Consider the following 23,167-nt stretch of genomic DNA (forward strand, 5'->3'; position numbering starts at 1 on the left):
CTTACCTCGCCGAAACCCTCGACGCCATCATCAACGGCCATCCGCAGAGCCAGATCGGGGAACTCATGCCCTGGCGATTCCGGAAAACGTCAAGCCCAAATCCATAGGCGATCGGCGAGGCGCTTACGCCCGTTCGCGTAGCCCGGAATCAGCATCGAGCGATTTCCGGCCTGCGGGCGACGCCGCGCCGAGCGTGGCTGTCATGGACTCAGTGTGGATGTCGATGGGGATGGCGAACCATCCCGGCTTGCCACAGCTCTTCAGCCGGCGTCAGTCTTATTGGATTTCCGGTTCGGGAAAAATCTGCTCCGAAAACGTTAAACGGCCATGTGCAAAACGAGCACAATGGCTCAGATCACAGCGCACCTTCGAGGTATTATGAACCCCCTGCATCCAGGCCGTAATGCACCCAACCGCGGCGTAACCATCCATACACAATGGACGAATGCGGTATTTGAAAATTTCCACGAGCTCCCTTTGCACGACAAATCGCATCTTGGCGCGTGGTGCTATACGGACAAGCTTTCGTATCAGCCGGGAGACACGCTCAGGATTCATACCTGCACCACCGGGGTCCGATATGACATTCGCATATACCGCGATGGGGCTGTAGAGACCGAAGTGTTTGCCAAGCTCGCTATGCCGGGCGTTTTTCACCCGACTCCCAAGGATTGCTCGGTAAATGGATGCGGCTGGCCAGTGGCGCTGGAATTCACTGTACCTCCCTGGCGAAGCGGTGGATACATCATCCACATTTGCGGCTATGATGACAACGGGAACCATATCGATCATCATTTCCCTGTTGCGCTGAGGGCTGTCTCTCCGTCAGCGCCCGACGCCGTCCTGCTAGTCACATGCACCGGCACGTGGATGGCCTACAACGATTGGGGCGGATCAAACCACTACGAAGGTATCGAAGGAGAACACGAAGACGAGGCGGCGCCTGTGGTCAGCACCCTTCGCCCCTTCAGTCGCGGCATTGCGTGGCTTCCAGAAGGCGCTCCCCGGATCACCCTTTCAGAACCTCCCAAGATGGGTGCTGCAATCCGCTACCCCCACATGGAATGGGCTTATGCAAACGGCTTCAGCAAAAAGTATGCATCTGCCGGCTGGGCCACGTACGAGCGGCATTTCGCTCGATGGGCGGAGTCGCAAGGCTTCACGGTAGATGTCGCGACCCAATATGACCTCCAGCTGATGCCCAGGCTCCTGGATCGATACCCTTGCATCGTCCTGGTTGGTCACGACGAGTATTGGAGCGCGGAGATGCGCGATACTGTCGAGAATTTTGTCGAAGGCGGCGGGCACGTGGCACGGTTTGCTGGAAACTTCGGCTGGCAAATCAGGGTCGAAGACGGTGGCACCAAGCAGATCTGCTACAAAACAGACGCCCCTGCCAAAGACCCTGTAAGAGATACCGATCGCAAGCACCTTCTCACCAGCTCCTGGGAAGACGCGGATATAGCTAGGCCAGGTACACTTACCTTTGGTCTCAATGGTTCGAGCGGCATCTATGCTGGCTGGGGCGGTTGCGTGCCAAGAGGATCAGGCGGCTTTACCGTCTATCGGCCCGAACATTGGGCCTTCGAGGGAACTGATCTCTACTACGGCGATCAACTCGGCGCGGCTTCAAAGGTGTTCGGATATGAGGTCGACGGATGTGACTACACGTTCAGAAACGGCCTGCCATATCCCACTGGCGATGACGGCGCGCCAATGGACATGGAGATCATCGCAATGAACGTGGCCACGACGTTTGAAGCCGATCACGGCAATGCGGGGTCAACGTTGTTTATCGGGGACGCGGACAGCAAGGCGGTTGCTTTTCAAAAGCTGCGACGTACCGACGAGGCTGCCATCGAGTCCGTCAAACGAGGCTCGGGCATGATTGTATCGTTTGAGCGCGGCAGAGGCAGCATTTTCAATGCCGCAACCTGCGAGTGGGTTGCTGGGCTCGTCGCTAGAGATCCGTTCGTGGAAAAAGTTACAGCCAACGTGCTGAACCGATTCATTGGGCGCAGCAGTAAGAGCTGACTGCCCTTGTCGAATTTCCGACCGGAGACCGAGATGAGCCGCATAATACAACGCAGCCTGCATGAAGTTCCTGAAACGGCCGTCTCGGGTGAAGGGATCTGGCTCCGTCTGTCGGATGGGAGTTCGGTAATCGACGGTTCAGGCGGAGCAGCAGTTGCCTGCATCGGCCATGGCAATAAACGCGTTGCTGAAGCGATTGGCGCGCAATCGGCCAAAATGGCGTATGCGCATACGGGTTTTTTTTCGTCAGAGCCCGCCGAAGCTCTTGCGGATCTGCTGCTCGCCGATGAACCAGGCGGATTGACCCACGCCTTCTTTGTCAGCTCCGGGTCGGAAGCCATGGAAGCCGCGATTAAGCTGGCGCGACAATACTTTTTGGAGATCGGCCAGCCGAAGCGATTTCGGGTTATCGCGCGACGTCAGAGTTATCATGGGGTGACTTTGGGGGGACTTTCGACCGGCGGCCACACGGCCCGCCGCGCGCCTTACGAACCGATCCTTAGCGAGGCCTTCAGTCGTGTTTCGCCCTGTTTTGCTTATCGTTACCAGTTGCCGGCGGAGACTGATGCGCAATACGTCCAGCGGCTAGCGGACGACCTGGATGCGGAGTTCCAAAGACTTGGCCCCGACACCGTAACAGCTTTCTGCGCCGAAACTGTCGTGGGAGCAGCCACAGGCTGCGTCACCGCCGTACCAGGCTATTTTAAGTCGATGCGCGAGATCTGCGATAGATATGGTGCGCTCCTGATCTTGGACGAGGTGATGTGCGGGATGGGGCGGACGGGGACAACGCATGCTTGGGAGCAAGAAGAGGTTTCTCCCGACATCCAGGCCGTCGCAAAGGGCCTGGGCGGCGGGTACCAGCCAATAGGCGGCATCCTTGTTGCTGGAAAGGTAATATCGGCGCTGCGCCACGGGTCGGGCGGGTTCGTCCATGGTCAAACCTATCAAGCACATGCAGTGGCGTGTGCTGGCGCGCTTGAAGTTCAGCGCATCATTCAGGAAGAAAACCTGCTGGCTAACGTGGTTGAGGCTGGATCCAAACTCGAAACCCTTCTGATTGAAAGGTTCAGGAACCACCGGCATGTTGGAAATGTCAGAGGTCGCGGGCTCTTCCGCGCCATTGAATTCGTCAAAGACCGATCCACCAAAACCCCTTTCACGCCCGAGTTGAAGTTGAACGAGCGTGTCAAGCACGAAGCCTTTCTGAGAGGTCTCTGCATCTATCCATCAACCGGCACGGCAGATGGGGTGAATGGGGATCATATCATCGTTGCTCCTCCGTACATTGTGACGCCTCCACAACTCGACCACATCGTTGACCGGTTGGGGGAAGCCGTCGACGCGGCTGTTGCGAGCGTAGCGTGACGCATTTGGACGCCGCCCGGCGTGGGCGAACTGCGTCTATTGACGGGCTGACCATTTTCGCGACCGCTCAATCAGTAATCCATACAAAACGCGCTTGGGGCGCGCGTTCCACTTGGTGGATCAAAAAATGAGAGCCGGAGAGCAACGGATGATCGAAAACCAGCAGCTGTCATCATAAGCCGGGCGATGCTCGGGACTCACACGCTCACATCGCAATCGGAAACGGGCCGTGTGGTTTTTAACAAGGCGGCAAAACGAGGCAGGCTGTCGGCTGAACTTGAATTTAGACTTGAAATAGTGCTTCGGAGAGTTTGATGCAGAGCGATATTCGCCCCCTCAAGGGATACCGCGTTGTTGATTTTGGCCATTATGTCGCTGGCCCTGCTGCAGGCATGATGCTGGCCGATTTTGGGGCCGACGTCGTCAGCGTGGTTCCCAAGGGCGGTTCCCGCTGGAAGCACCCGGCGAGCAGGATCCTGGCACGAAACAAGACATGCGTCGAAGTGGACCTTAAGGATCCGGAAGGCCTGCATTGTGCCCGGACCCTTGTAGAGAGCGCTGACGTCCTTATCGAAAACTTTCGACCCGGTGTGATGGATCGCCTGGGTCTTTCCTACGAAAGCTTCGGTTCAAATCCAGGGCTAGTCTACCTGTCGCTGCCCGGGTTCGCTTCAACAGACACCGAGCGCGCACATTTACGAGCCTTTGAGGCGATCATTTCCGCGGCCTCTGGGCAGTTTACGGACATGGGACTCAATCGTGTCCTGATGGGCATCAACCCAAGCTTTTCGCCGTTGACGCTCGCGTCGGCGTATGGGGCGGCACTGGGCACGAACGCTATTCTCTACGCGCTCTTTAACCGTGGCCGGACCGGTCGCGGCGATCGTATCGAAGTTCCGCTGGCGTCGGCCTTGATGGAGGGCTTGGCTTACAACTCTCAGCGGGTTGAACGATATCCCGAGCGCTACAAGTCGCCGAGGGAGAAGGAGATCGAACGTAGGCAGGCCAACGGGATCGCGTTGGATATGGCGTACGGGGAACTCCAGGAATTCCTGGATCCCTTTTACCGGAGCTACAAATGCTCTGACGGTCGTCTCATCTATGTCGTTTGTGCCTCACATACAGCGCACGCCAAAAGAGCCCTGGAGGTTTTGGGCATTTGGGAAGACGTAAAGGCGCTTGGCATTCCAGAGCATGACGACTGGTACAGACCGATCAGTGAATGGGCTGATGACTGTGCGCTGGGACACTACCCGCTTTCGGCAAAATGGGCTCGGATCGTCTCCGATCGGATGGCCAAAGCATTTTCGGCGGACACGGCGTTTTCATGGGAGCAAAAGCTTGGTGACGGTCGTGTGCCGGCCCGCGCCCACAGGACGACAGAGGAATGGCTTCACACTGATCACGCAGTCAAAGCGGGCCTTATCGTAGAATCCCAGCATCCAGAGTTTGGTGCTCTGCGGTCGTTCGGCCCGTTCGCCTGGCTGCGTGACCCCGGCCTCGGTCGTCCAGAAATCGTTCCGGGGCTCAAAGCCGACGTTTCGGATGTCGTCGCGAACTGGGCCGGCAAACGTAACAACGATTGCGAGGGACGCGGTGAAAGCCGATATTGGCTAGGCGGGGTCAAGATTCTCGACATGACCAATGTGATCGCGGGACCGACCATTTCATCCTTTCTGTCCCGGTTTGGGCCCGAAATCATCAAGCTTGACCCAGTAAAGTCGACGTTCGACCCGTGGAACACAATCGTGTTCGGTATGCAGGGCGGACGCGGCAAGCAGAGCATCTTAGCTGATGTAACCACTGAAGACGGGCGGAAGGTCCTAACGCGCCTGATTGAATGGGCTGATTTGATCACCTTCAACGGCTCTGACCGCCAGGTTGAGCATTTGGGGCTCGACGAAGCTTCCCTCAAGAAGATCAATCCTAAAGCCATCCTGTGTCAGGTCGACGCCTTTGGAGGGCCTCTCCGTGGCCCTATGAGCGACCATCCAGGATACGACGACACCGTGCAGGCTATGACAGGGGTGATGATTCGGTTCGGTGGCGGGCGGGATACCCCCGAAGAACACGCTCACTTTGGCACGATCGATGTTCTCGGCGGATATCTCGCAGCATGCGCTGCCGGAGCGGCGCTGGTGATGCAAATGGATCAGAACAAAGGGTCCAGAGCCAGAACCTCACTGGCTGCTGCCGGACAGCTCATTCAAGCGCCATTTATGTACGACTACCCCGGACGAGCACCATTCAATGAGCCCAGTGGCAGAAAGGTCCTGGGCGAATGGGCTGGTTATCGCTTCTATCGGGCGCGGGACGCCTGGATTTTCGTCGCATGTGCCCACCGTGATGAGTTCAGTGGCTTGCTTCAGCAGCTAGGGCTCCCTGACCTACTGCCAGAGGCAGAACAAGAGCGATTGTTCGAGAAGGTCATATACACCAAAAACGCAAACGAGTGGGTGGCAATTCTGTCACGCCTTGATCTTGGAGTTGTCGTTCCTGCTTCCATTGCAGAACTGCGGGAGCGCTACCTCGAGGATGAGGGCGACAGCGGGTCTACCCCTACTGGAACTTACCAATTTGTGCGACACCCACTCCCAGGCGCCAACCGATGGGTCGATTTGTTTGCCCCTTGCGCCATCCGAGCGACCACTGGCGCCATAAAGGCGAATCCGGCCGCCGAAAAATATGGGTTCTCGACCAGAAAAATCCTCGGAGACTTGAACTTTGATGCGCTCGAAATCGAGTCAATGGTTCAACGTCGGATAGCAGCCGACGAGTGGTGCGAGTTCTACCTGCCGGAATAGGATTTCGCTTTAGCCGCCCATCCATCGCGTGTGTAAGCCGAAGCGTCCGGAAGTATGACTAGGAGAGTTCTGGAAGGTTCCTGAACAGCTCCAGCGCCTCGGGGTTGGCGAGCGCCTCCTTGTTCTTGATGGCGCGGCCGTGCACCACGTCGCGCGCCTCGCCTTGCTTCCCAAGTGGCGGACGTCGTGCCCGCCCACGTGAGTTAAGAGGACTTCATTTGGTCAAAGCGCGCCTCGGTATGAAGGAGGGTGTCGATGTGGAACTGGAGATGGGCAGCGCGCGACCGCGCTCGACCAGATGGTCAAGGATCTCGTGATGGGCGGCAAGATCGCCACGCTTGGTATTCTCGCAAACCCGCTCCGGTCGACTGGACCAGAGTTGTGCTCAAGATGCGGACCGTGAAAGGCATCTACGAGCATGAGATATTCGAGACGTGGCATAAGATGCTCGCCATCCTCGAAAGCGGCCTCGAGTTTCGCATAGCCATCACGCATCGGTTGCCGGTCGGTGACTTCAAGGCAGGTTTCGAGATCAGGCAAAGCTCAAGCAGCGGGAAGATCGTCTACGATTGGACGCTTGAGGCCCGATATCGATGACTGCCTTGGATCTCGCGCTCCGAGAATTTGTCGACGCGCTTGAGACGGCTCACGACGAGCTTGGCCTCAAGACTGCCGCTGATCGATTTGCCGTGCGACTAGGTTACAAATGGTTCGCTTACCTTGGGTTTTCCGAACCAGCGCTTAAGGTTCTTTCTTCATATCCAGGTTCATGGGCGCGGCAGTACATCGAGCAACGATACGAGGATATTGACCCAATCGTCGGCCTAGCTCGATCGTCGCGGCGATTGTTTCAATGGGATCGGCGGACGTTGCGACTGCCATCAGCATCTCAGCAGCGCTTTTTTGCCGAGGCCGCCAAATTCGGCATTCATAGTGGTGCGACCGTTCCAATCCTTGGAGGTTTTGGCCGCTTCGCCGCATTCACGGTCGCGGGCAATAGGGACGCAAGCCTCGAGGTTCGTTCACCTGAAGTAATGGACACCGTGCAACTTGCCGGGCTCTACTACCATGCGCACGTCTACGCGAAACTCCAACTAGGCCTGACTCGTCTTGCCGACGCGCCGCTCACCCAACGGGAACTTCAGTGCCTTTCCTGGGCCGCACGCGGCAAGAAGATGCCAGAAACCGCGAAGGTTCTCGGCATCACCACGCGAACAGTAGTTTTCCATCTCGAAAATGCCCGATCGAAGCTGGGCGCGTCCACGGTGGCGCAGGCCGTAGTCGAGGCCGCGCACCGCGGCCTCATCTTGTCCTGACAAGCGCTCGACGCTGCGTCCCATCAGGCCGCCGCGGGCGTTGTAGCGCCCCAATCTGCTCGATATCATCGACATCACCTATCGGTGCAGCGCCCACTACAAAAGTAGTAGTGGCTATCGTTCGCCAATTTTACGCTAGAGCCTCGTTCGCGCTACCGACCTGTAAAACTCTACAGCTACGCGGATCGTCTCACCGTGCTCTTTGTTTACGGCAAACAAAGGAGCCGATTTCTATGCGTGTAATTGCTATTACTCACCCGGACTACTCTGAATTTTCTGATCTGATCGCGGGAATGCACCGTCTGCGTTATCGCGTTTTTCGCGACCGTCTGAACTGGGATGTTTCTGTTTCGGGCGATATGGAGATCGACGCTTACGACGCGCTCAAGCCAACTTACATCATTGCTATCGACAACAGCAGTTCGGTGGTCGGCTGCGCGAGGTTGCTGCCAACAACAGGGCCAATGATGCTGGCGAATACCTTCCCCGCGCTGCTTGGATCGAACCCCTGTCCCCGAAGCGACAAAATCTTCGAAAGTTCGCGCTTCTGTGTGGATACCAGCTCTGCTGATAGCGTAGGCGCAAGCGGCCTTCGCGACGTGACATTCGGCCTGCTTGCGGGGATTCTAGAATGGGGGCTCGCGAACGGCCAAGAGATGGTGATCACGGTAACCGATGTTCGCTTTGAGCGCATTCTACGACGCGCTGGATGGCCGTTAGAGCGCTTTGCTCCGCCCATGCAGATTGACGACACAAAGGCGTTGGCCGGTCAGCTATCGATCTCCGAGGCCGCGCTGATGAACGTCCGTGAGATGGGGGAGATCCGAGGGCCTGTGCTCGCGGCTCGCTTTACCCATAAGGTGGCGGCGTGATCATGGATGTTGCAGGTCGATAATGGCCATCGAACTATGCCATCTCCGGTACGCTGTTGCGGCCGCACACTACGGCAGCTTCCGTCGCGCGGCGGAGGCGCTTGGCGTCAAGCAGTCGTCGCTCAGCCGCCGCATTCGTCAGATGGAGGATCGTCTGGGCGTCGCGGTGTTCGAGCGATCGAGCAGCGGCGTGCGTCTGACCGTGGCCGGCACAGAAATCCTGCGCACCTCCCGGCATCTGGTCGACGGATTGGACCACATGATGGCGTCGGCCAAGGCCGCGGGCCGCGGCGAGGCTGGCCGGCTGGCCGTCGGTCTCTATACCTCGTTGTCAGCTGGCAATTTGCGCGCAAGCTTGATGGAACATGCGCGACGATTTCCGCAAGTGGAAATCCGCGCGGTCGAGATCGCGCGGGCAAGTCTCTTTGTGGGTCTGGAGCATGGCACGCTTGACGTTGCCATCGTCACCGGCGAGCCGGCCAGTCGCGAAGGGGAAGCAATGGCCTTGTGGGGCGAACGCATCATGGTCGCTCTCCCAGAGACCCATCCACTGGCAGCGAACGAGATTGTGTATTGGACCGACCTCAGAGGCGAGACCTTCCTGCTGAGCCAGCGCGACCCCGGACCGGAACTCAGGGACATTTTGCTGGCGAAACTCGCTTCGCCCGGCGTCCAGCCCAAAATAGTCAGCCAGGACGTCAGCCGTGAAAGCATAACGAGCCTGGTGGGCGCCGGCCTTGGGGTCGGCCTGATATGCGAGGCTGATATCGGCACCTACTACGCTGGCGTCGTCTATCGCGATGTACAGGACGGCAACGGTCCGAGCCGGATCAGCTACGCCGCCTATTGGCAGAGCGACAACGACAACCCGGCGCTGGCGCATTTCCTCAAGCTGTTGGAAGAGCGCTATCCCTTGCTGCCAACTAGGGTTGCCGAATCCGACGCGCCTTCGCGAACGCCCGATCCGTAGCCATGAAGCGTTCGATCATCGGGGCGATCAGCCTGACCGCTTCGCCAACGGGCTGGCCAGTCTCCCGGCCGAGAGCCTCGGCGTAGGCGAGGAGATCCCGATGAACAGCGGCCGGAAGTTCGATCGACATCTTGACCGGCTTGTCGTCGGCAATGGCCCCAAGTTTCAGCTTCGCCATTGATCACCCCCCATAAGGTTCGAGGACGAGATCGCGGGTGACGATCACACGGACGGGGAAGCCCGGCCGAATGGTAAGCGTCGGGGCGATATCGAGCTGACGGCCAACGATCTGCTGGCCGATTTGGCTAGTGGCGTTGGACGCGCCCTGGCGAAGCGCGCGAACAATATCACTTTCACCGCTCGTCGATCCGCTCTCCGCGCCGATGCTTAGCAGCGTGGAGAGCGCGGCGGCCTTGAAGAGTTCGCGCCAGTGATAATCGACACCGTCCTCAAGCCCGGCATAACCTTCAGAGTCGGCGCCAGGCTGCCGTTCCAGCACGATGGATCTGCCGTTCGGCATGATAATGCGGTTCCAGACCAGCAGCACGCGGCGCTGACCGAAACCGACACCATTGTCATACTGCCCGATCAGCCGTGCGCCCTGCGGGACGATGAGGATGTGCCCGGTCGGGCTGTCATAGACATTCTCGGTCACCTGGGCGGTGATCTGGCCGGGCAGATCGGAGCGAATACCGGTGATGAGGGCGGCCGAGATGATAGAACCTGCCTGCAGGACGCAAGGCGAGGCCGGTGTCGCAACCCGATCCGGGCTCACCGTGCGGCGGTCAGCGGCGGCGTTGAGGAAGGCGGCCTGTCGTTCCTGCGCGGTGGGGGTCGTAGGCTGTGGCGCGAGGCCAAGGCCCGCGAGTGTCGGCAACTGCATGGCCGGCGTTTCGCTCGGCGCGGGTGGCGGAGTGGCCGGTGCGGACCGCGTTTCGGTCGCGGCGAATAGACGGCTGGTTCGTGCGGCTTCGATTTCCTGGAGCCGCCGTTGTTCCTCGGCGCTCACGCCTGCGACGGGCTGACCACGGTTCTGGGCGTTGAGTATCGGACGCCCCAGATCTCCCGGAAGCGGCGGCCCCAATTGTGGAACGTCAGGCTTTGCTACGCCGGAATAGTCGCGCGGGAGTGCGGCGAGCCCGTCCGCCGTGGTGCGGTTGTCGGTTGAGTACAGTTCGTCACTGCTGGGGCCGCCATGATGTGTTTGAAGCGCGTAAATCAGCGCGCCACCAATGCCAAGGCTGGCGACCAGGCCGAGCCCAGCCAGCACGCGCCGAGAAAGACGGGTGACGCGCGGCGTCTCCCCGCGCAGGCGCATGGGCGCAGGGCCAGGCGCTCCGCCTCCGGCCGGCACCTGTTCTTCCTCCTCCCGGTCCTCGCTCATGACGCGGGCCTCCCGTCGGTGCGGACGATCCGGACGCGCTGTTGCTTGCGGCCGCTGCCGAAGCGCAGCTCGGCGGCGGCGAACATCCGGTCGACGATCATGTGATTGCCTCGGACGCGGTAGTTCACGAGTTCGGAAGTATCGCCCTCGGGGCCAACGATGAACAAAGGCGGCATTTCGCCTTGGCCGATGCCACGCGGGAATTCGATGAACACCTGACGGCCATCGTCAAAGGTGCGCAATGGCCGCCACGGCACGCGGTCGCCTTCGATCGAATAGCGGAAGTTGATCGAGGCGAGGTCGATGCCGGTAGCGACGGGCTGAGCGGCCTCGGCCTGGGCGTTTTGCCGTCGAAGGGCGATGAGCTGGTCCCGCGGATATTGCCAGGAAACCGAGGCCATGTAGGTCTTCTCGGTGGACCGCAGTTCCATGTGGTAGGTGCGGCGGTCGGTGTTGATGACAATGTTCGTCGTCAGGTCCGCACGGGTCGGCTTGACGAGGATGTGGATCTGGCGCGTTGCGTCGGAGCCGCTTTCGGTGTCGCCGATGACCCAGCGCACCGTGTCGCCGGCGGCAACGGGGCCGGAGCCAACAAGTTGCTCGCCGGGCTGGAGGGCGACGTCGGTGATTTGTCCAACTGCGGCATAGACCTGATAGAGCGCGCCCTCTGTGAACGGATAGACCTGCATCGCGTTAATGAAGCCGTCACGAACAGGCTGGATGCGCGCGGCGGCGTTGGCCTGGTTGACCCGGGCGGTGGGCGCCGCGGGCTCGGCGGCCTGGCGGGTTTCTTTGAATGGTTTCAACTGGCCCGGCAAAGGCAGAGGTCGGGGAAGTTCAACGACTTGGACCGGCGCCGGCGGCGCGGGCGCGAACACAGCGGGCTGCGGATCGTCGTAGGAAATCTGCGGCGGCTTTTTGGTGGCGCAGCCGCCAAGCGCAGTTGCTGAGAGCAGCACGAGCGGAAACACGGATTTACGGAAGTGAGGAAATCCGGCTTTCCGGGGTTCCGGTGTAACGGCTCTATGGGGATAAAGAATCATTGGCCCAGCTCCTTCGACCAGTTGATGGCGTTGATGAAGACGCCGAGGGGATTCTTGCGCAGCCGCTCAGCGTCCCGTGGCGGTTGGATGACGACGGTGATGATGGCGGTCCAGCGCTCGGTGGATGCCAGCGAACCGTCCTGATAGCGGCGCTCCATCCAGGCGACGCGGAAGCTATCCGGGGAGGCGCGGATGACGCTCGACACTTCCACGGCGATCTGCTGCTTGCCGACCTTGGAAAAAGGATCGTTGGTGCGGGCGTAGTCGTTGAGAGCGAGCGCGCCGCGATCGGTCGTGAAGTCGTAGGCCCTGAGCCAGTTCTCGCGAACGATAATCGCATCGGCGGGAATCGAGCGGACCTGTTCGATGAAGCGGGCCAGGTGCCAGGCAATCTGTGGATCGGTCGGGCGATAGTCGGCGACGGCCGGCTCGACCGCCTGTGCCTGGCCGAGCCGATCAACCTGCACCACCCAGGGAACAATCGTCCCGCGCCCCGATTGCCAGACTAGCGCCGCCGCGAAGCCGCCGGCGAGCAGCAATGAGCCAAAAGCCATCAAGCGCCAGTTCTTCGCCTGGACGCGCGCCGAGCCGATCCGGTCATCCCAGACCTGGGCGGCCTTTTGGTAAGGGGTCTCGGGTTGGGGTGTCTTGCCGTATTGGGTGGACGGTCGTTTGAACATTAGCGGTCCCCTTCGGAGAGATTGATGGATGAGCCGCCGCCATGGGCGTCGCCCGATCGGACAGCGTGGCTGACGGTCGAGACCCCATGGCTGACCGTCTGAGAGCGCTTCATGCGCCTGGCCCAGGCGGGTGGCGTCGAGGGGCCGGCTGAATACGAAGGATCATTTGCGGCGTCGGCCGTGCCGCCGACCGAGCCCATGGTCGATGAGCCGCCAGTGGCTTCAAATGCGGCCTTTGCACCGCTGGAAAAGTTCTGGCTCATGCCGCCGGCGGCGCGGGACGCGGCGCGCCTGAGCGGCGATGTGGCGGCACTGGCGCCGGCACGCGCGACGCCGCCAAGGCCCGAGGCAACGCCGGCCGCGCCAGTCTGGCCGGCAGACGCGAGGCTGTAGGAGGTCGCTGCACCACCGGCGAGCGCAGCGCCACCGCGCGCAGCGGTCGCAGCATTACCGGCCACAGCGCCGATGCCGCCCGCCGCCGCGCCAAGGGCGGCACCGCCCGCCATCACGACGCCTCCGGCAGCCAGCCCAGTGCCGACAGCGGCGCCGGCGCCGAGTTGGGGGCCGCCGGAGACGAGGCCGTTGGCGATGCCGGGTCCAAAAATGCCAAGGCCGAGCAGCGAGAGTGCCGCCAGCACGATCGCCATGGCGTCGTCGAAGGTGGGCGCAGCACCGCCGAAGCCGGCGGTGAATTCGGAAAAGAGCGTCGAGCCGATGCCGATGATGACGGCGAGCACCAGTACCTTGATGCCAGAGGAGATGACGTTGCCGAGCACGCGCTCGGCCATGAAGGCCGATTTGCCAAAGAGGCCGAACGGGATCAGCACGAAGCCCGCCAGAGTTGTGAGCTTGAACTCGATGAGCGTGACGAAGAGCTGGACGGCGAGGATGAAGAAGGCGAACAGCACCAGCGCCCACGCTAGGAACATGCAGGCGATCTGGATGAAGTTCTCGAAGAACGACCAGTAGCCCATCAGGCCGGAAATGGAGTCGAGCAGCGGGCGGCCGGCGTCCAACCCTGTCTGGGCGACCTTGCCGGGACGCAGAAGGTCCGCCGTCGAAAAGCCGGTGCCTGAGGCCTTCAGGCCGAGGCCGGCGAAGCTCTCGAAGACGATGCGGGCGAGATTGGTCCAGTTGCCGATGATGTAGGCGAACACGCCTATGAAGAGCGTCTTCTTGATCAGGCGCGCGATGATGTCGTCGTCGGCGCCCCAGGACCAGAACAGCGCGGCCAGCGTCACGTCGATGACGATCAGCGTGGTGGCAATGAAGGCGACCTCGCCACCGAGCAGGCCGAAGCCGGAATCGATGTAGCGGGTGAAGACTTCGAGAAAGTGATCGATGACGCCGGTGCCGCCCATGACGCTATTGAGCCTCCGGCAGCTCGGTCGACGGCGATGCAGACATCTCGTCGGTCGGCGCGCCTTCCTTGCGCAGGATCTTGTTTGGCGAACGAACCGCCGCCTCGCTCGCTGGGCCTTCCACGATCGGTGGCGGCGGACTGTCGGGCAGGCGCTCCACCGGACGAGCGCCCGGTTTTAGGAAGCGGCGGCGGTTCTCAACCCAGGCGCTCAGGCATTTCGGATCGCGGGTGCCCGCTTCGCCAAGCTCCTGGCATCGTATCAACTCGCCGCGCAACGGATCGGCGCTGGCGGCCTCCGATCGGCCGATCGAGGTGGTCGCGGAGCCATCTTCTTTCCGGCTCAGTTCGATTGCCGTCGCCGCGATGGCGATCCCGACGAATCCGACCGCGCCGAGCCGGGCAAGCTTTCTTCCGTCCATGCTGCCGCCCTCAGTTGCCGTTCTGGAACATACGGGCGTCGCCTGGCTGATAGCCGGCGCCCGGCGTCAGGAACCGGCGGCGCTGCTCGCGGCCCTGTTCGGCGGCCGCGGCCTGCTCAGCCGATTGAAGCGCCTGTGCCCGGCCATTCGCGGCAACCACGGCAGTCAGATCGGCGAGTTGCTGCGCCTGGAGGCCAAGGAGTTGGTTGCCGGCCTGCGTCGCCTGCAGCGCGCCGGTGGCGCCCTGGCTCTGCCCGATGAGGGCCGACATCAGCGTCCGATTGGTGTCGATGTTGCCGACGACACCGGCCTGCACGCGCATGGCGTCCTGGAGGCCCCCGACGGTGTTCCGCCAACGCTCGCGAGCATCGGCGATCAACTGCTGATCCGAGTCCGAGAGCGAGGCGTTGCCGTAGGTCGTCTGGAACGCCTGATCGATCTGCTGGACGTCGAAGGCGATGTTCTGCGCCTGTGTCAGCAGTTGCTGGGTACGCTGGACCGACTGTTGAAGCTGCTGGAGCGAGGAGTAAGGCAGGCTCGCGAGGTTGCGGGCCTGGTTGATTAGCATCTGCGCCTCGTTCTGGAGCGAGGTAATCTGGTTGGTGATCTGCTCGAGTGCGCGGGCGGCCTGAAGGACATTCTGCCCATAGTTCGTCGGATCGAAGACGATAAAGGCATGGGCCGATGTCGTGATCATCGGCGACAGGGCGATGGGCGCGGCGAAGAGAGCCGCCGCAAGGCGGGCGGCAAGCGAACGGGAACGGATAGTCATGGTTGGGCCTCCTGCTGGGCTTGGGGACTGAGGTTGGCGAGATCGGGGATGAGGTCGGCCGCCCACGCCACGCCGCGTGCTCGCAGCCAGGCCGCCGCGAAGCCATCACGACCGGCCTCAACGAGGACCCGTTCAATCGCGGCCTGGTCGGTCTTGGAGGAGACGGCGGTGAAGGCCAGGGCCACCTCGCCGAGCCCCAGCTCGAACAGCCGGTTGCCACGGCGGCTCTGGCAATAGTAATCCCGCTTCGGGGTCGCCCGGGCGAGGATCTCGATCTGACGGTCGTTGAGGCCGAAGCGCCGATAGATAGCAGTGATCTGTGGCTCGATCGCGCGCTCGTTCGGCAGCAGCAGCCGCGTCTGGCAGCTCTCGATGATCGCAGGCGCAATCGCACTGCCGTCGATGTCGGAGAGCGACTGGGTGGCGAAGACGACGCTGGCGTTCTTCTTGCGCAGCATTTTCAGCCATTCGCGGAGCTGGCCGGCAAATCCCTCATCATCGAGGGCGAGCCAACCTTCATCGACGATGAGCAGCGTCGGCCGCCCGTCGAGGCGGTCCTCGATGCGGTGGAACAGATAGGAGAGCACGGCCGCCGCCGCGCCCGTGCCGATCAGCCCTTCGGTCTCGAAGGCCTGTACCGAAGCCGCGCCGAGCCGCTCCGTCTCGGCGTCGAGCAGCCGGCCGTATGGCCCGCCGACACAATAGGGTCGAAGGGCCTGCTTCAGGGACGATGACTGCAACAGGACGGAGAAGCCAGTCAGCGTGCGTTCCGCCACCGGGGCCGAAGCGAGCGAGTTCAACGCAGACCAAAGATGTTCCTTCACCTCCGGGGTGATGACGACGCTCTCGCGCACCAGGATGGCCACGATCCAGTCCGCGGCCCAGGCGCGCTCGCGCGTGTCATGGATGCGCGCGAGCGGCTGGAGCGAGACGGACGCCGTGGCGCGATCGGTCAGGTCGCCGCCAAGGTCGTGCCAGTCGCCGCCCATGGCTAGCGCGGCGGCGCGGATCGAACCGCCGAAGTCGAACGCGAAGACCTGAGCGCGTTCGTATCGCCGGAACTGCAAGGCCATCAGCGCCAGCAGAACCGACTTGCCGGCGCCGGTCGGACCGACGACGAGGGTATGCCCGACGTCGCCGACGTGAAGTGAAAACCGGAACGGGGTCGAGCCTTCGGTTCTTCCGAAGAGCAGGGGAGGTGCTGCAAAATGCTCGTCCCGTTCCGGCCCCGCCCACACCGCCGAGAGCGGGATCATGTGGGCGAGATTGAGTGTGGAGATCGGTGGCTGCCGCACGTTGGCGTAGACTTGGCCGGGCAAGCTGCCGAGCCAGGCGTCGACCGCGTTGATCGTCTCGGCCATCGCGGTGAAGTCTCGGCCCTGGATGACCTTCTCTACAAGGCGCAGCTTCTCCTCGGCGACGCGCGGATCCTCGTCCCAGACAGCGACGGTCGCCGTGACATATGCCTGCCCGATGAGATCGGAGCCAAGCTCCTGGAGCGCGAGATCGGCGTCGGCTGCCTTGTTGGCCGCATCGCTGTCGACAAGGGTCGATGCCTCGTTGGTCATCACCTCCTTGAGGATGGCGGCGATCGACTTGCGCTTGGCGAACCACTGCCGACGAATCCTGGTCAGCAGCCTCGTCGCGTCGGTCTTGTCGAGCATGATTGCGCGTGTCGACCAGCGATACGGAAATGCCAGCCGGTTCAGTTCGTCGAGGATACCGGGTGTTGTTGAGGTCGGGAAACCGATGATGGTGAGAATGCGAAGGTGCGACTTGCCGAGCCGCGGCTCGAGGCCACCGGTCAGCGGCTGGTCCGCCAGCAGCGCGTCAAGATACATCGGGATTTCGGGTACGCGCACGCGGTGGCGCTTTGTCGAGACCGTCGAGTGCAGATAGGTCAGGGTGTCGGCGTCATCGAGCCAGGCGCTTTCGGGCATGAAGCCCTCGACGAGTTGGAGGACCCGGTCGGTTCGATCGATGAAGCCGCGCAGGACCGCGCGGGCATCGACGCCGCCTTGCGCCTTGCCCTCGTACAGCCAGCTCTCGGCGCGCGCGGCGTCCTCGGCCGGCGGCAGATAGAGGAAGGTCAGGTAGTAGCTGGACTCGTAGTGCACGCCTTCTTCCTCGAAGTCGGCTTTGCGCTCGGCCTCAACCAGGGCGGACGCCGTGTCGGGAAACCGGCTCTCGGGATAGCGTTGCGCCGGCAGCCGGGCGGCCTCGACGAAGATTGCCCAACCGGAGCCGAGCCGGCGGAAGGCATTGTTGAGGCGTCCGGCGACCGCGACCAGTTCGGCGGGCACCGATGATTCAAGATCCGGCCCGCGAAAGCGCGCGGTCCTCTGGAAGGAACCGTCCTTGTTGAGGACGACGCCTTCGCCCACCAACGCCGCCCAAGGCACGAAGTCGGCCAGGTGGGAGGACGTGCGGCGATATTCGGCAAGGTTCATCATGGCCGGTCTCCCGATCCTTTTCCTCAGACGTTTAAATGGCCGGGAATGCGCAGATGCCGGCGCACCACGTCGACGAACATCGGATCGCGCTTGGCCGCCCAGACGGCCACGAAATGGCCAATAGCCCAAAGGACCAGGCCGACCAGCCAGAGCCGCAGACCGAGACCGAGAGCTGCGGCAAGCGTCCCGTTCAGGATGGCAACCGAGCGCGGCGCGCCGCCGAGCAGGATGTGGTCGGTCAGCGCGCGGTGGACGGGGGCGGTGAAACCCGGAACGTCGCCGCCATGGTCAAGAATGCCTGCCATCAGACCAGCGCCCCGCCGCCGAAGGAGAAAAACGACAGAAAGAAGGAACTGGCTGCGAAGGCGATACTCAGGCCAAACACGATCTGGATCAGCCTGCGGAAGCCGCCGGAAGTGTCGCCGAACGCGAGCGTCAGTCCGGTGACGATGATGATGATCACCGCCATGATCTTGGCGACCGGCCCTTCGACGGATTCGAGGATCGACTGAAGAGGCGCTTCCCACGGCATGGAGGAACCGGCCGCTTGGGCAGAGGGCGCCAGCAAAAATGTGGCGTAGGTGACGAAGGCCGCAGTCGCGATGTGACGGCGGATATTAAGGGCATGGCGGATCATGAACGGTCTCCTTGGGACTCGAGCGTTGCGGGGGTGGTGACGTAATCGCCGGTGGCGCCCAGGCCCTCGACGCTTGCGAGTTCGGCAAGGTGGCGGTGCGAGCCGCGACCGGAAAGCACGGCCACCAGGTCGATGGTCTCGGCGATCAGCGCGCGCGGCACGGTGACGACGGCTTCCTGGATGAGTTGATCCATCCGCCGCAGCGCGCCGAGGGCCGTTCCGGCATGAATAGTGCCGATGCCGCCAGGATGTCCGGTGCCCCACGCCTTGAGCAGATCCAGCGCCTCGGCGCCTCGGACCTCGCCGATGGGAATGCGGTCGGGACGCAGACGAAGCGATGAGCGCACAAGGTCGGAGAGCGAGGCGACGCCATCCTTGGTGCGCAGCGCGACGAGGTTCGGCGCAGCGCATTGCAGCTCGCGCGTATCCTCGATCAGCACGACGCGGTCAGAGGTCTTGGCGACCTCGGCCAGCAGTGCGTTGGTGAGCGTGGTCTTGCCGGTCGAGGTGCCGCCTGCGACGAGGATGTTCTTGCGGGCCGCGACCGCCGTGCGCAGCACCTCGGCCTGGTCGGCCGTCATGATGCCGGCGGCCACATAGTCACCGAGGGTGAATACGGCGACGGCGGGCTTGCGGATCGCGAAGGCGGGGGCCGCGACGACCGGCGGCAGAAGACCCTCAAAGCGCTCCCCGGTTTCGGGCAATTCGGCCGAGATGCGCGGACGACCAGAATGTACCTCGGCGCCCACGTGGTGGGCAACGAGGCGCACGATGCGTTCGCCATCGGCAAACGACAGCCGCTCGCCGGTGTCGGAGAGCCCGTGCGAAAGGCGGTCGATCCAGAGCCGCCCATCGGGGTTGAGCATCACCTCAACAATTTCGGGATCTTCCAGAAACCCCGCTATCGCTGGTCCCAGGGCCGTGCGCAGCATGCGAGCGCCACGGCTGAACGCCTCAGACTGCTGGTAGGAAATCGCCATGTCGTCCCCTTTTGCCAAAGGACCGCAAAGGCGGCTGTGGCTCGGGGATGATCAGAGAGGGCAGGAATTAGGGCCTGGCAACAACAACAATGCGACGTCGTAGCCTAGCGTACAGAGACAGGGAAACGGCGGGTCGTCGGATACTTGGAATCCGCTTCGCGACGTATTCAGCCTTCATTGGCAGACTCGACGGCTTCTTCAGGCGACGTGACGCCGCCGATGTCGTCGGGAATTTCTCGAAGAAAGCTCTGTCCCTTCTGCAGGCGCCGGCCCAGCGCTTCAATGAACCCCTCGAACCGCTCACGACCCTTGATCTGGGCTGCGGCCTGGGCGTCGTTCGGAAGCGGCGGCGTGATGGTGAGCCAGAAGCGGACAAACAGCGCCAGGGTCTCCGCGGTCACGCCGAGATCGCGCTCCATGCGCTGCACCTGTCGCGAGAGCCGATCGAGGCGGCGGGTGAATGCCGCCTCGCGCCGGTCGGCGCCATCCGGCGACAGGAAGGAGGCGACCGCAGCCTCGACGATCGCCGAGCGCGAAAGCTTTTTGCGATCGGCAAGGTCGGCAATCTGCTTCAGCATCACAGGCGGAAAATAGACGTTCATCCGGTCGCGCATGATCCAGCCTCACATCTCGATGCCATCGTCGGGGTCGAGCGCGACCTGGCGGGCGACCCCGCGCATCTGCTGGCGCAGGATGCGGCCTTGGCGGGCGGTGTCTTCCGGCTCGTCGTCATCGATGATGGCGAACTCTTCCTGTGGCCCCAATCCACTGGTCTCCTTGGCGATAGCCACGTGATCCGGCAGCTCGGGTTCGCGGCGCAGGCCGCCATTGGCCGCGTCCTGTTCAGCCTTGTCCACTTCGGCCAGGAGCATGGGCGAAGGCGTCTGCGGGGCAAGCGCCGACCAGTTGTCCTTGCGTTCTGACCGGACACTCTTTGCCGGATCGGGGGGCGGCAGGACGCGCTCCTTGAATCGCTCGTCCTCATAGTAGCGCGCCTTTTTTGCACGGATCGGCGGGGTACCGGCCACCATGACGATCTCGTCGCTGGGCGGGAGTTGCATTACCTCACCAGGGGTCAGCAGGGGCCGCGCCGTCTCGGAGCGCGAGACCATCAGATGGCCGAGCCAAGGCGACAGGCGGTGCCCGGCATAGTTCTTCATCGCTTTCATCTCGGTGGCGGTACCGAGAGCGTCCGAAACGCGTTTGGCCGTCCTCTCATCATTGGTCGCGAAGCTCACCCGGACATGGCAGTTGTCGAGGATCGAGTTGTTGGCGCCGTAGGCCTTCTCGATCTGATTGAGCGATTGCGCGATGAGGAAGGCTTTCAGGCCGTAGCCCGCCATGAACGCCAAAGCGCTCTCGAAGAAATCCAGCCGGCCTAGCGCCGGGAACTCATCGAGCATCATCAGGACACGGTGACGTCGGTCCTTCGCATGAAGATCTTCGGTTAGGCGCCGGCCGATCTGATTGAGGACCAGGCGGATGAGCGGCTTGGTGCGCGAAATGTCGGAGGGCGGCACGACCAGGTAGAGGGTCGCTGGCCTCGGGTCGGCGACGATGTCGGCGATGCGCCAGTCGCAGCGGCGCGTCACCTCGGCGACGACGGGATCACGATAGAGGCCAAGAAACGACATCGCGGTGGAGAGCACGCCAGACCGCTCGTTGTCGGATTTGTTCAAGAGCTCGCGCGCCGTCGAGGCGACGACGGGATGCGGACCGGCCAATCCGAGATGCGGCGTCGTCATCATTGCCGCCAGCGTGGTCTCGATCGGCCGCTTCGGGTCCGACAGGAATCCGGCGACACCGGCCAGCGTCTTGTCGGGCTCGGCGTAGAGAACATGCAGGATCGCGCCGACGAGCAGAGAGTGGCTGGTCTTCTCCCAATGATTTCGCTTTTCGAGCGAGCCTTCCGGGTCAACGAGCACATCGGCCACGTTCTGAACGTCGCGCACCTCCCACTCGCCTCGGCGCACTTCTAGCAGCGGATTATAGGCGGAGGACTTTGCGTTCGTGGGATCGAACAGCAGCACCCGTCCGTGCTTGGCGCGAAAGCCTGCTGTGAGCTGCCAGTTTTCGCCTTTGATATCGTGGACGATGGCCGAGCCTGGCCAGGTGAGAAGCGATGGCACGACAAGGCCGACGCCTTTGCCGCTTCTCGTCGGCGCGAAGCACAGCACATGCTCCGGCCCGTCGTGACGGAGATAATCGTGATCGAGCATGCCGAGTACCACACCGTCAGGGCCGAGCAATCCGGCGGACTTGATTTCGCTCGGTTTTGCCCAGCGTGCCGAGCCGTAGGTCTCGACGTTCTTCGCCTCGCGCGCTCGCCAGATCGACATGCCGATCGCCACGGCGATAGAGATGAAGCCGCCGGAGGCTGCGATGAATGCGCCCTCGACGAAGATCGGTGGCGCATAGGCGTCGTAGAAGTACCACCACGCAAAGAATGACGGCGGATGGTAGAATGGGACGCCCGCCAGCTCGAACCATGGCGCGCCGAGTTGCGGCTGGAAGCCGAGCCTCCACGCCGTCCACTGCGTTGCGGCCCATGTCGTGGCGAGCACGATCAGGAAGACGATCGTGATCTGGCCCCAGAGGATTTTCGTGGCGGTCAATAGCAGGTTCCTCGACAGCAAGTGCCATCAAGGTCGGTGGTCGGTGCTGAGGATTGCAAGGCGTCATCTTCGCAGGTCGCAGTCCCGGCGACACTAGAGAACATATACAGGAGAAAGAGCAGGCGGGCGACGGCGGCGGGCGGCCCTAGTTCCGTCATTCGCCGGCAAAGGCAGTGGAACGGCTCGCACCCATCAAGTGTCCTATTTGATAGTCGATCAGACGTCTCGTTTCGGCACGAAAATCGGCAGGGCAACCTTCCCCGTCGACGAGAAGTCTTGATCGCTTCTATCTCCTATTGTCGAACGTTGGGTGGTTGTATTCGTTCGCGACGTTGGTGGCAGCCATCCTGCGTCCCGTGGGAGTGTCATTCCATCATAATGACCTCACCTAGATCGGCGAGGCGCTCGATCACGTGATCCGGTCTGAATGGAAACCGCTCCATGTCAGCTCGCGTGCTCACACCAGTAAGTACAAGCGCTGTCTTCAGGCCCGATTCCAATCCGGCGACCACGTCCGTATCCATTCTATCACCGACCAGAATCGTATCGGCCGCACTAACTCCTAGCCGGTCGAGCGCGCTTCGCATCATGAATGGGTTCGGCTTCCCAACGAAATAGGGCTGGCGGCCGGTAGCCTTCTCGATCAGGGCTGCGACCGCGCCGCAGGCCGGATGGAAGCCGCGCTCTGTCGGGCCGGTCGCATCCGGATTGGTGGCAAGAAACCACGCTCCCTTTGCTACGAGTTCGGCGCCAGTGGCAATCTGTTCGTAGTGGTACGAAGTGGTGTCCCCGAGGACCACGAAATCCGGCCCACACTCCGTGATCCGGCAACCTGCTTGCCGCAGGGCCTCAACCAGCCCATGGTCGCCGATGACATAAGCGGATGATCCCGACTTTTGCAGTTCCACGAACCGCGCGGTGGCCAGCGCCGAGGTGTAGATGTGCTCAGGCGCCACGGGAAAGCCAGCCGCCCTGAGACGCTCGGCATGATCTTCCGGTGTAAATCGAGAGTTGTTAGTGAAGATTTGAAACGGCCTGCGAGTGGCAACCAGCGCCGCGACATAGTCGATGGAGCCTTCAATCGGTTGGCCGCCGCGGACCAGAACCCCGTCCATGTCAAGAAGGTGCGCTGTGATCATCGTATCTCAACCTCAATGCCTTTGGGTGGATGCGCGCCTTGAGCAGGTGCTGGGTCACGCGCGTGGTAATTAGCGAGAGTGCCGGCAAAATACTCATTCAGAACGATGGGGGAAGGGTACCCAATCGTTCGTGCGGCAAAAGGACGTCGCGGCGTAAAGACGGGTCGGCCACTTAATTCAGTCGCCGGATGCACTGGCCCAGCCGTTGCGTGGATGATGCTTGCGCACATGCGCGGCGTGTCGGCGATCGACTGGCCAACTCCTGCCATCCAGCACTCTTGAAGGGTCCGCTCCACTGTCGACAGTGAATGGCGGGGT

21 protein-coding genes are annotated in these 23,167 nt (G+C 62.1%); 7 read left to right on the forward strand and 14 right to left on the reverse strand.

From position 1 onward, the window contains the following. The first annotated feature begins 378 nt into the window (after positions 1–378). The 7 genes from CKW40_RS30445 to CKW40_RS30475 all read left to right on the forward strand — a co-directional run bounded on the left by CKW40_RS30445 (position 379) and on the right by CKW40_RS30475 (position 9,364). Positions 379–2,034, forward strand: a complete 1,656-nt coding sequence (locus CKW40_RS30445) for a N,N-dimethylformamidase beta subunit family domain-containing protein (protein ID WP_244571349.1) — start codon at positions 379–381, stop codon at positions 2,032–2,034. A 33-nt stretch (positions 2,035–2,067) separates the two neighbouring features. Beyond that, a complete protein-coding gene (locus CKW40_RS30450) occupies positions 2,068–3,402 on the forward strand; it encodes an aspartate aminotransferase family protein (protein ID WP_095203474.1) in 1,335 nt (444 codons plus the stop codon). Between the two features lie 314 nt (positions 3,403–3,716). After that, complete coding sequence (locus CKW40_RS30455) at positions 3,717–6,206, forward strand: CoA transferase (protein ID WP_198421170.1); 2,490 nt, start codon at positions 3,717–3,719, stop codon at positions 6,204–6,206. A gap of 255 nt (positions 6,207–6,461) precedes the next feature. Further along, entirely contained in the window at positions 6,462–6,803 is a 342-nt protein-coding gene (locus tag CKW40_RS43225; protein ID WP_143748395.1) for an MDR/zinc-dependent alcohol dehydrogenase-like family protein, read from the forward strand. A 5-nt stretch (positions 6,804–6,808) separates the two neighbouring features. Continuing rightward, positions 6,809–7,522, forward strand: coding sequence for a LuxR family transcriptional regulator (locus tag CKW40_RS30465; RefSeq protein ID WP_179298173.1), 714 nt, complete (start codon positions 6,809–6,811; stop codon positions 7,520–7,522). A 233-nt stretch (positions 7,523–7,755) separates the two neighbouring features. After that, positions 7,756–8,394, forward strand: a complete 639-nt coding sequence (locus CKW40_RS30470) for an acyl-homoserine-lactone synthase (RefSeq protein WP_095203478.1) — start codon at positions 7,756–7,758, stop codon at positions 8,392–8,394. A gap of 22 nt (positions 8,395–8,416) precedes the next feature. Beyond that, a complete protein-coding gene (locus tag CKW40_RS30475) occupies positions 8,417–9,364 on the forward strand; it encodes a LysR family transcriptional regulator (RefSeq protein WP_095203479.1) in 948 nt (315 codons plus the stop codon). On the opposite strand, the gene CKW40_RS30480 is transcribed toward CKW40_RS30475, so the two are convergent. The 14 genes from CKW40_RS30480 to CKW40_RS30545 all read right to left on the reverse strand — a co-directional run bounded on the left by CKW40_RS30480 (position 9,318) and on the right by CKW40_RS30545 (position 22,849). Further along, entirely contained in the window at positions 9,318–9,542 is a 225-nt protein-coding gene (locus CKW40_RS30480; RefSeq protein WP_095203480.1) for a DUF2274 domain-containing protein, read from the reverse strand. The two genes, CKW40_RS30475 and CKW40_RS30480, sit on opposite strands and share 47 nt — an antisense overlap. Positions 9,543–9,545: 3 nt before the next feature. Next, complete coding sequence (locus CKW40_RS30485; protein ID WP_095203481.1) at positions 9,546–10,748, reverse strand: TraB/TrbI/VirB10 family type IV secretion system protein; 1,203 nt, start codon at positions 10,746–10,748, stop codon at positions 9,546–9,548. Then, complete coding sequence (gene trbG / locus CKW40_RS30490; RefSeq protein WP_095203482.1) at positions 10,745–11,791, reverse strand: P-type conjugative transfer protein TrbG; 1,047 nt, start codon at positions 11,789–11,791, stop codon at positions 10,745–10,747. The genes CKW40_RS30485 and trbG overlap by 4 nt, the downstream gene beginning before the upstream one ends. Then, entirely contained in the window at positions 11,788–12,471 is a 684-nt protein-coding gene (gene trbF, locus CKW40_RS30495) for a conjugal transfer protein TrbF (protein WP_095203483.1), read from the reverse strand. Before trbF ends, trbG begins: the two co-directional genes overlap by 4 nt. Further along, positions 12,471–13,832, reverse strand: coding sequence for a P-type conjugative transfer protein TrbL (gene trbL, locus CKW40_RS30500; protein ID WP_095203484.1), 1,362 nt, complete (start codon positions 13,830–13,832; stop codon positions 12,471–12,473). The genes trbF and trbL overlap by 1 nt, the downstream gene beginning before the upstream one ends. A gap of 4 nt (positions 13,833–13,836) precedes the next feature. Further along, on the reverse strand, positions 13,837–14,253 hold the full coding sequence (gene trbK-alt, locus CKW40_RS30505) for a putative entry exclusion protein TrbK-alt (RefSeq protein ID WP_095203485.1): 417 nt from the start codon (positions 14,251–14,253) through the stop codon (positions 13,837–13,839). Between the two features lie 10 nt (positions 14,254–14,263). Continuing rightward, entirely contained in the window at positions 14,264–15,025 is a 762-nt protein-coding gene (gene trbJ, locus CKW40_RS30510) for a P-type conjugative transfer protein TrbJ (protein WP_095203486.1), read from the reverse strand. Continuing rightward, a complete protein-coding gene (gene trbE / locus CKW40_RS30515) occupies positions 15,022–17,478 on the reverse strand; it encodes a conjugal transfer protein TrbE (protein WP_095203487.1) in 2,457 nt (818 codons plus the stop codon). The genes trbJ and trbE overlap by 4 nt, the downstream gene beginning before the upstream one ends. Before the next feature lie 23 nt (positions 17,479–17,501). Beyond that, the gene (locus CKW40_RS30520) at positions 17,502–17,783 is read right to left on the reverse strand and encodes a VirB3 family type IV secretion system protein (RefSeq protein WP_095203488.1); all 282 of its coding nucleotides are present in this window, start codon (positions 17,781–17,783) and stop codon (positions 17,502–17,504) included. Further along, positions 17,783–18,115 carry a TrbC/VirB2 family type IV secretion system protein gene (locus CKW40_RS30525; RefSeq protein ID WP_095203489.1) on the reverse strand — a complete coding sequence of 111 codons (333 nt, stop codon included), beginning with the start codon at positions 18,113–18,115 and terminating at the stop codon, positions 17,783–17,785. Before CKW40_RS30525 ends, CKW40_RS30520 begins: the two co-directional genes overlap by 1 nt. Beyond that, positions 18,112–19,095, reverse strand: coding sequence for a P-type conjugative transfer ATPase TrbB (gene trbB, locus CKW40_RS30530; RefSeq protein WP_095203490.1), 984 nt, complete (start codon positions 19,093–19,095; stop codon positions 18,112–18,114). The genes CKW40_RS30525 and trbB overlap by 4 nt, the downstream gene beginning before the upstream one ends. A 167-nt stretch (positions 19,096–19,262) precedes the next feature. Continuing rightward, positions 19,263–19,709, reverse strand: a complete 447-nt coding sequence (locus tag CKW40_RS30535) for a CopG family transcriptional regulator (protein ID WP_095203491.1) — start codon at positions 19,707–19,709, stop codon at positions 19,263–19,265. Between the two features lie 9 nt (positions 19,710–19,718). Continuing rightward, positions 19,719–21,710, reverse strand: coding sequence for a conjugal transfer protein TraG (locus CKW40_RS30540; protein ID WP_095203492.1), 1,992 nt, complete (start codon positions 21,708–21,710; stop codon positions 19,719–19,721). A 365-nt stretch (positions 21,711–22,075) separates the two neighbouring features. After that, the gene (locus tag CKW40_RS30545) at positions 22,076–22,849 is read right to left on the reverse strand and encodes an HAD-IIA family hydrolase (RefSeq protein WP_095203493.1); all 774 of its coding nucleotides are present in this window, start codon (positions 22,847–22,849) and stop codon (positions 22,076–22,078) included. Positions 22,850–23,167 lie beyond the last annotated feature (318 nt).

The organism is Mesorhizobium carmichaelinearum, assembly GCF_900199455.1.
Classification (GTDB): domain Bacteria; phylum Pseudomonadota; class Alphaproteobacteria; order Rhizobiales; family Rhizobiaceae; genus Mesorhizobium; species Mesorhizobium carmichaelinearum.

Excerpts from the sequence above, each read along its gene's own strand:
- CKW40_RS30455 (WP_198421170.1), top strand. The coding sequence starts at position 3,717 with ATGCAGAGCGATATTCGCCCCCTCAAGGGATACCGCGTTGTTGATTTT.
- trbF (WP_095203483.1), bottom strand. The coding sequence starts at position 12,471 with ATGTTCAAACGACCGTCCACCCAATACGGCAAGACACCCCAACCCGAG.
- CKW40_RS30470 (WP_095203478.1), top strand. The coding sequence starts at position 7,756 with ATGCGTGTAATTGCTATTACTCACCCGGACTACTCTGAATTTTCTGAT.
- trbB (WP_095203490.1), bottom strand. The coding sequence starts at position 19,095 with ATGGCGATTTCCTACCAGCAGTCTGAGGCGTTCAGCCGTGGCGCTCGC.
- trbL (WP_095203484.1), bottom strand. The coding sequence starts at position 13,832 with ATGGGCGGCACCGGCGTCATCGATCACTTTCTCGAAGTCTTCACCCGC.
- trbG (WP_095203482.1), bottom strand. The coding sequence starts at position 11,791 with ATGATTCTTTATCCCCATAGAGCCGTTACACCGGAACCCCGGAAAGCC.
- CKW40_RS30545 (WP_095203493.1), bottom strand. The coding sequence starts at position 22,849 with ATGATCACAGCGCACCTTCTTGACATGGACGGGGTTCTGGTCCGCGGC.
- trbJ (WP_095203486.1), bottom strand. The coding sequence starts at position 15,025 with ATGACTATCCGTTCCCGTTCGCTTGCCGCCCGCCTTGCGGCGGCTCTC.
- CKW40_RS30485 (WP_095203481.1), bottom strand. The coding sequence starts at position 10,748 with ATGAGCGAGGACCGGGAGGAGGAAGAACAGGTGCCGGCCGGAGGCGGA.
- trbK-alt (WP_095203485.1), bottom strand. The coding sequence starts at position 14,253 with ATGGACGGAAGAAAGCTTGCCCGGCTCGGCGCGGTCGGATTCGTCGGG.
- CKW40_RS30480 (WP_095203480.1), bottom strand. The coding sequence starts at position 9,542 with ATGGCGAAGCTGAAACTTGGGGCCATTGCCGACGACAAGCCGGTCAAG.
- CKW40_RS30525 (WP_095203489.1), bottom strand. The coding sequence starts at position 18,115 with ATGATCCGCCATGCCCTTAATATCCGCCGTCACATCGCGACTGCGGCC.
- CKW40_RS43225 (WP_143748395.1), top strand. The coding sequence starts at position 6,462 with ATGTGGAACTGGAGATGGGCAGCGCGCGACCGCGCTCGACCAGATGGT.
- CKW40_RS30445 (WP_244571349.1), top strand. The coding sequence starts at position 379 with ATGAACCCCCTGCATCCAGGCCGTAATGCACCCAACCGCGGCGTAACC.
- CKW40_RS30475 (WP_095203479.1), top strand. The coding sequence starts at position 8,417 with ATGGCCATCGAACTATGCCATCTCCGGTACGCTGTTGCGGCCGCACAC.
- CKW40_RS30520 (WP_095203488.1), bottom strand. The coding sequence starts at position 17,783 with ATGGCAGGCATTCTTGACCATGGCGGCGACGTTCCGGGTTTCACCGCC.
- CKW40_RS30450 (WP_095203474.1), top strand. The coding sequence starts at position 2,068 with ATGAGCCGCATAATACAACGCAGCCTGCATGAAGTTCCTGAAACGGCC.
- CKW40_RS30535 (WP_095203491.1), bottom strand. The coding sequence starts at position 19,709 with ATGCGCGACCGGATGAACGTCTATTTTCCGCCTGTGATGCTGAAGCAG.
- trbE (WP_095203487.1), bottom strand. The coding sequence starts at position 17,478 with ATGATGAACCTTGCCGAATATCGCCGCACGTCCTCCCACCTGGCCGAC.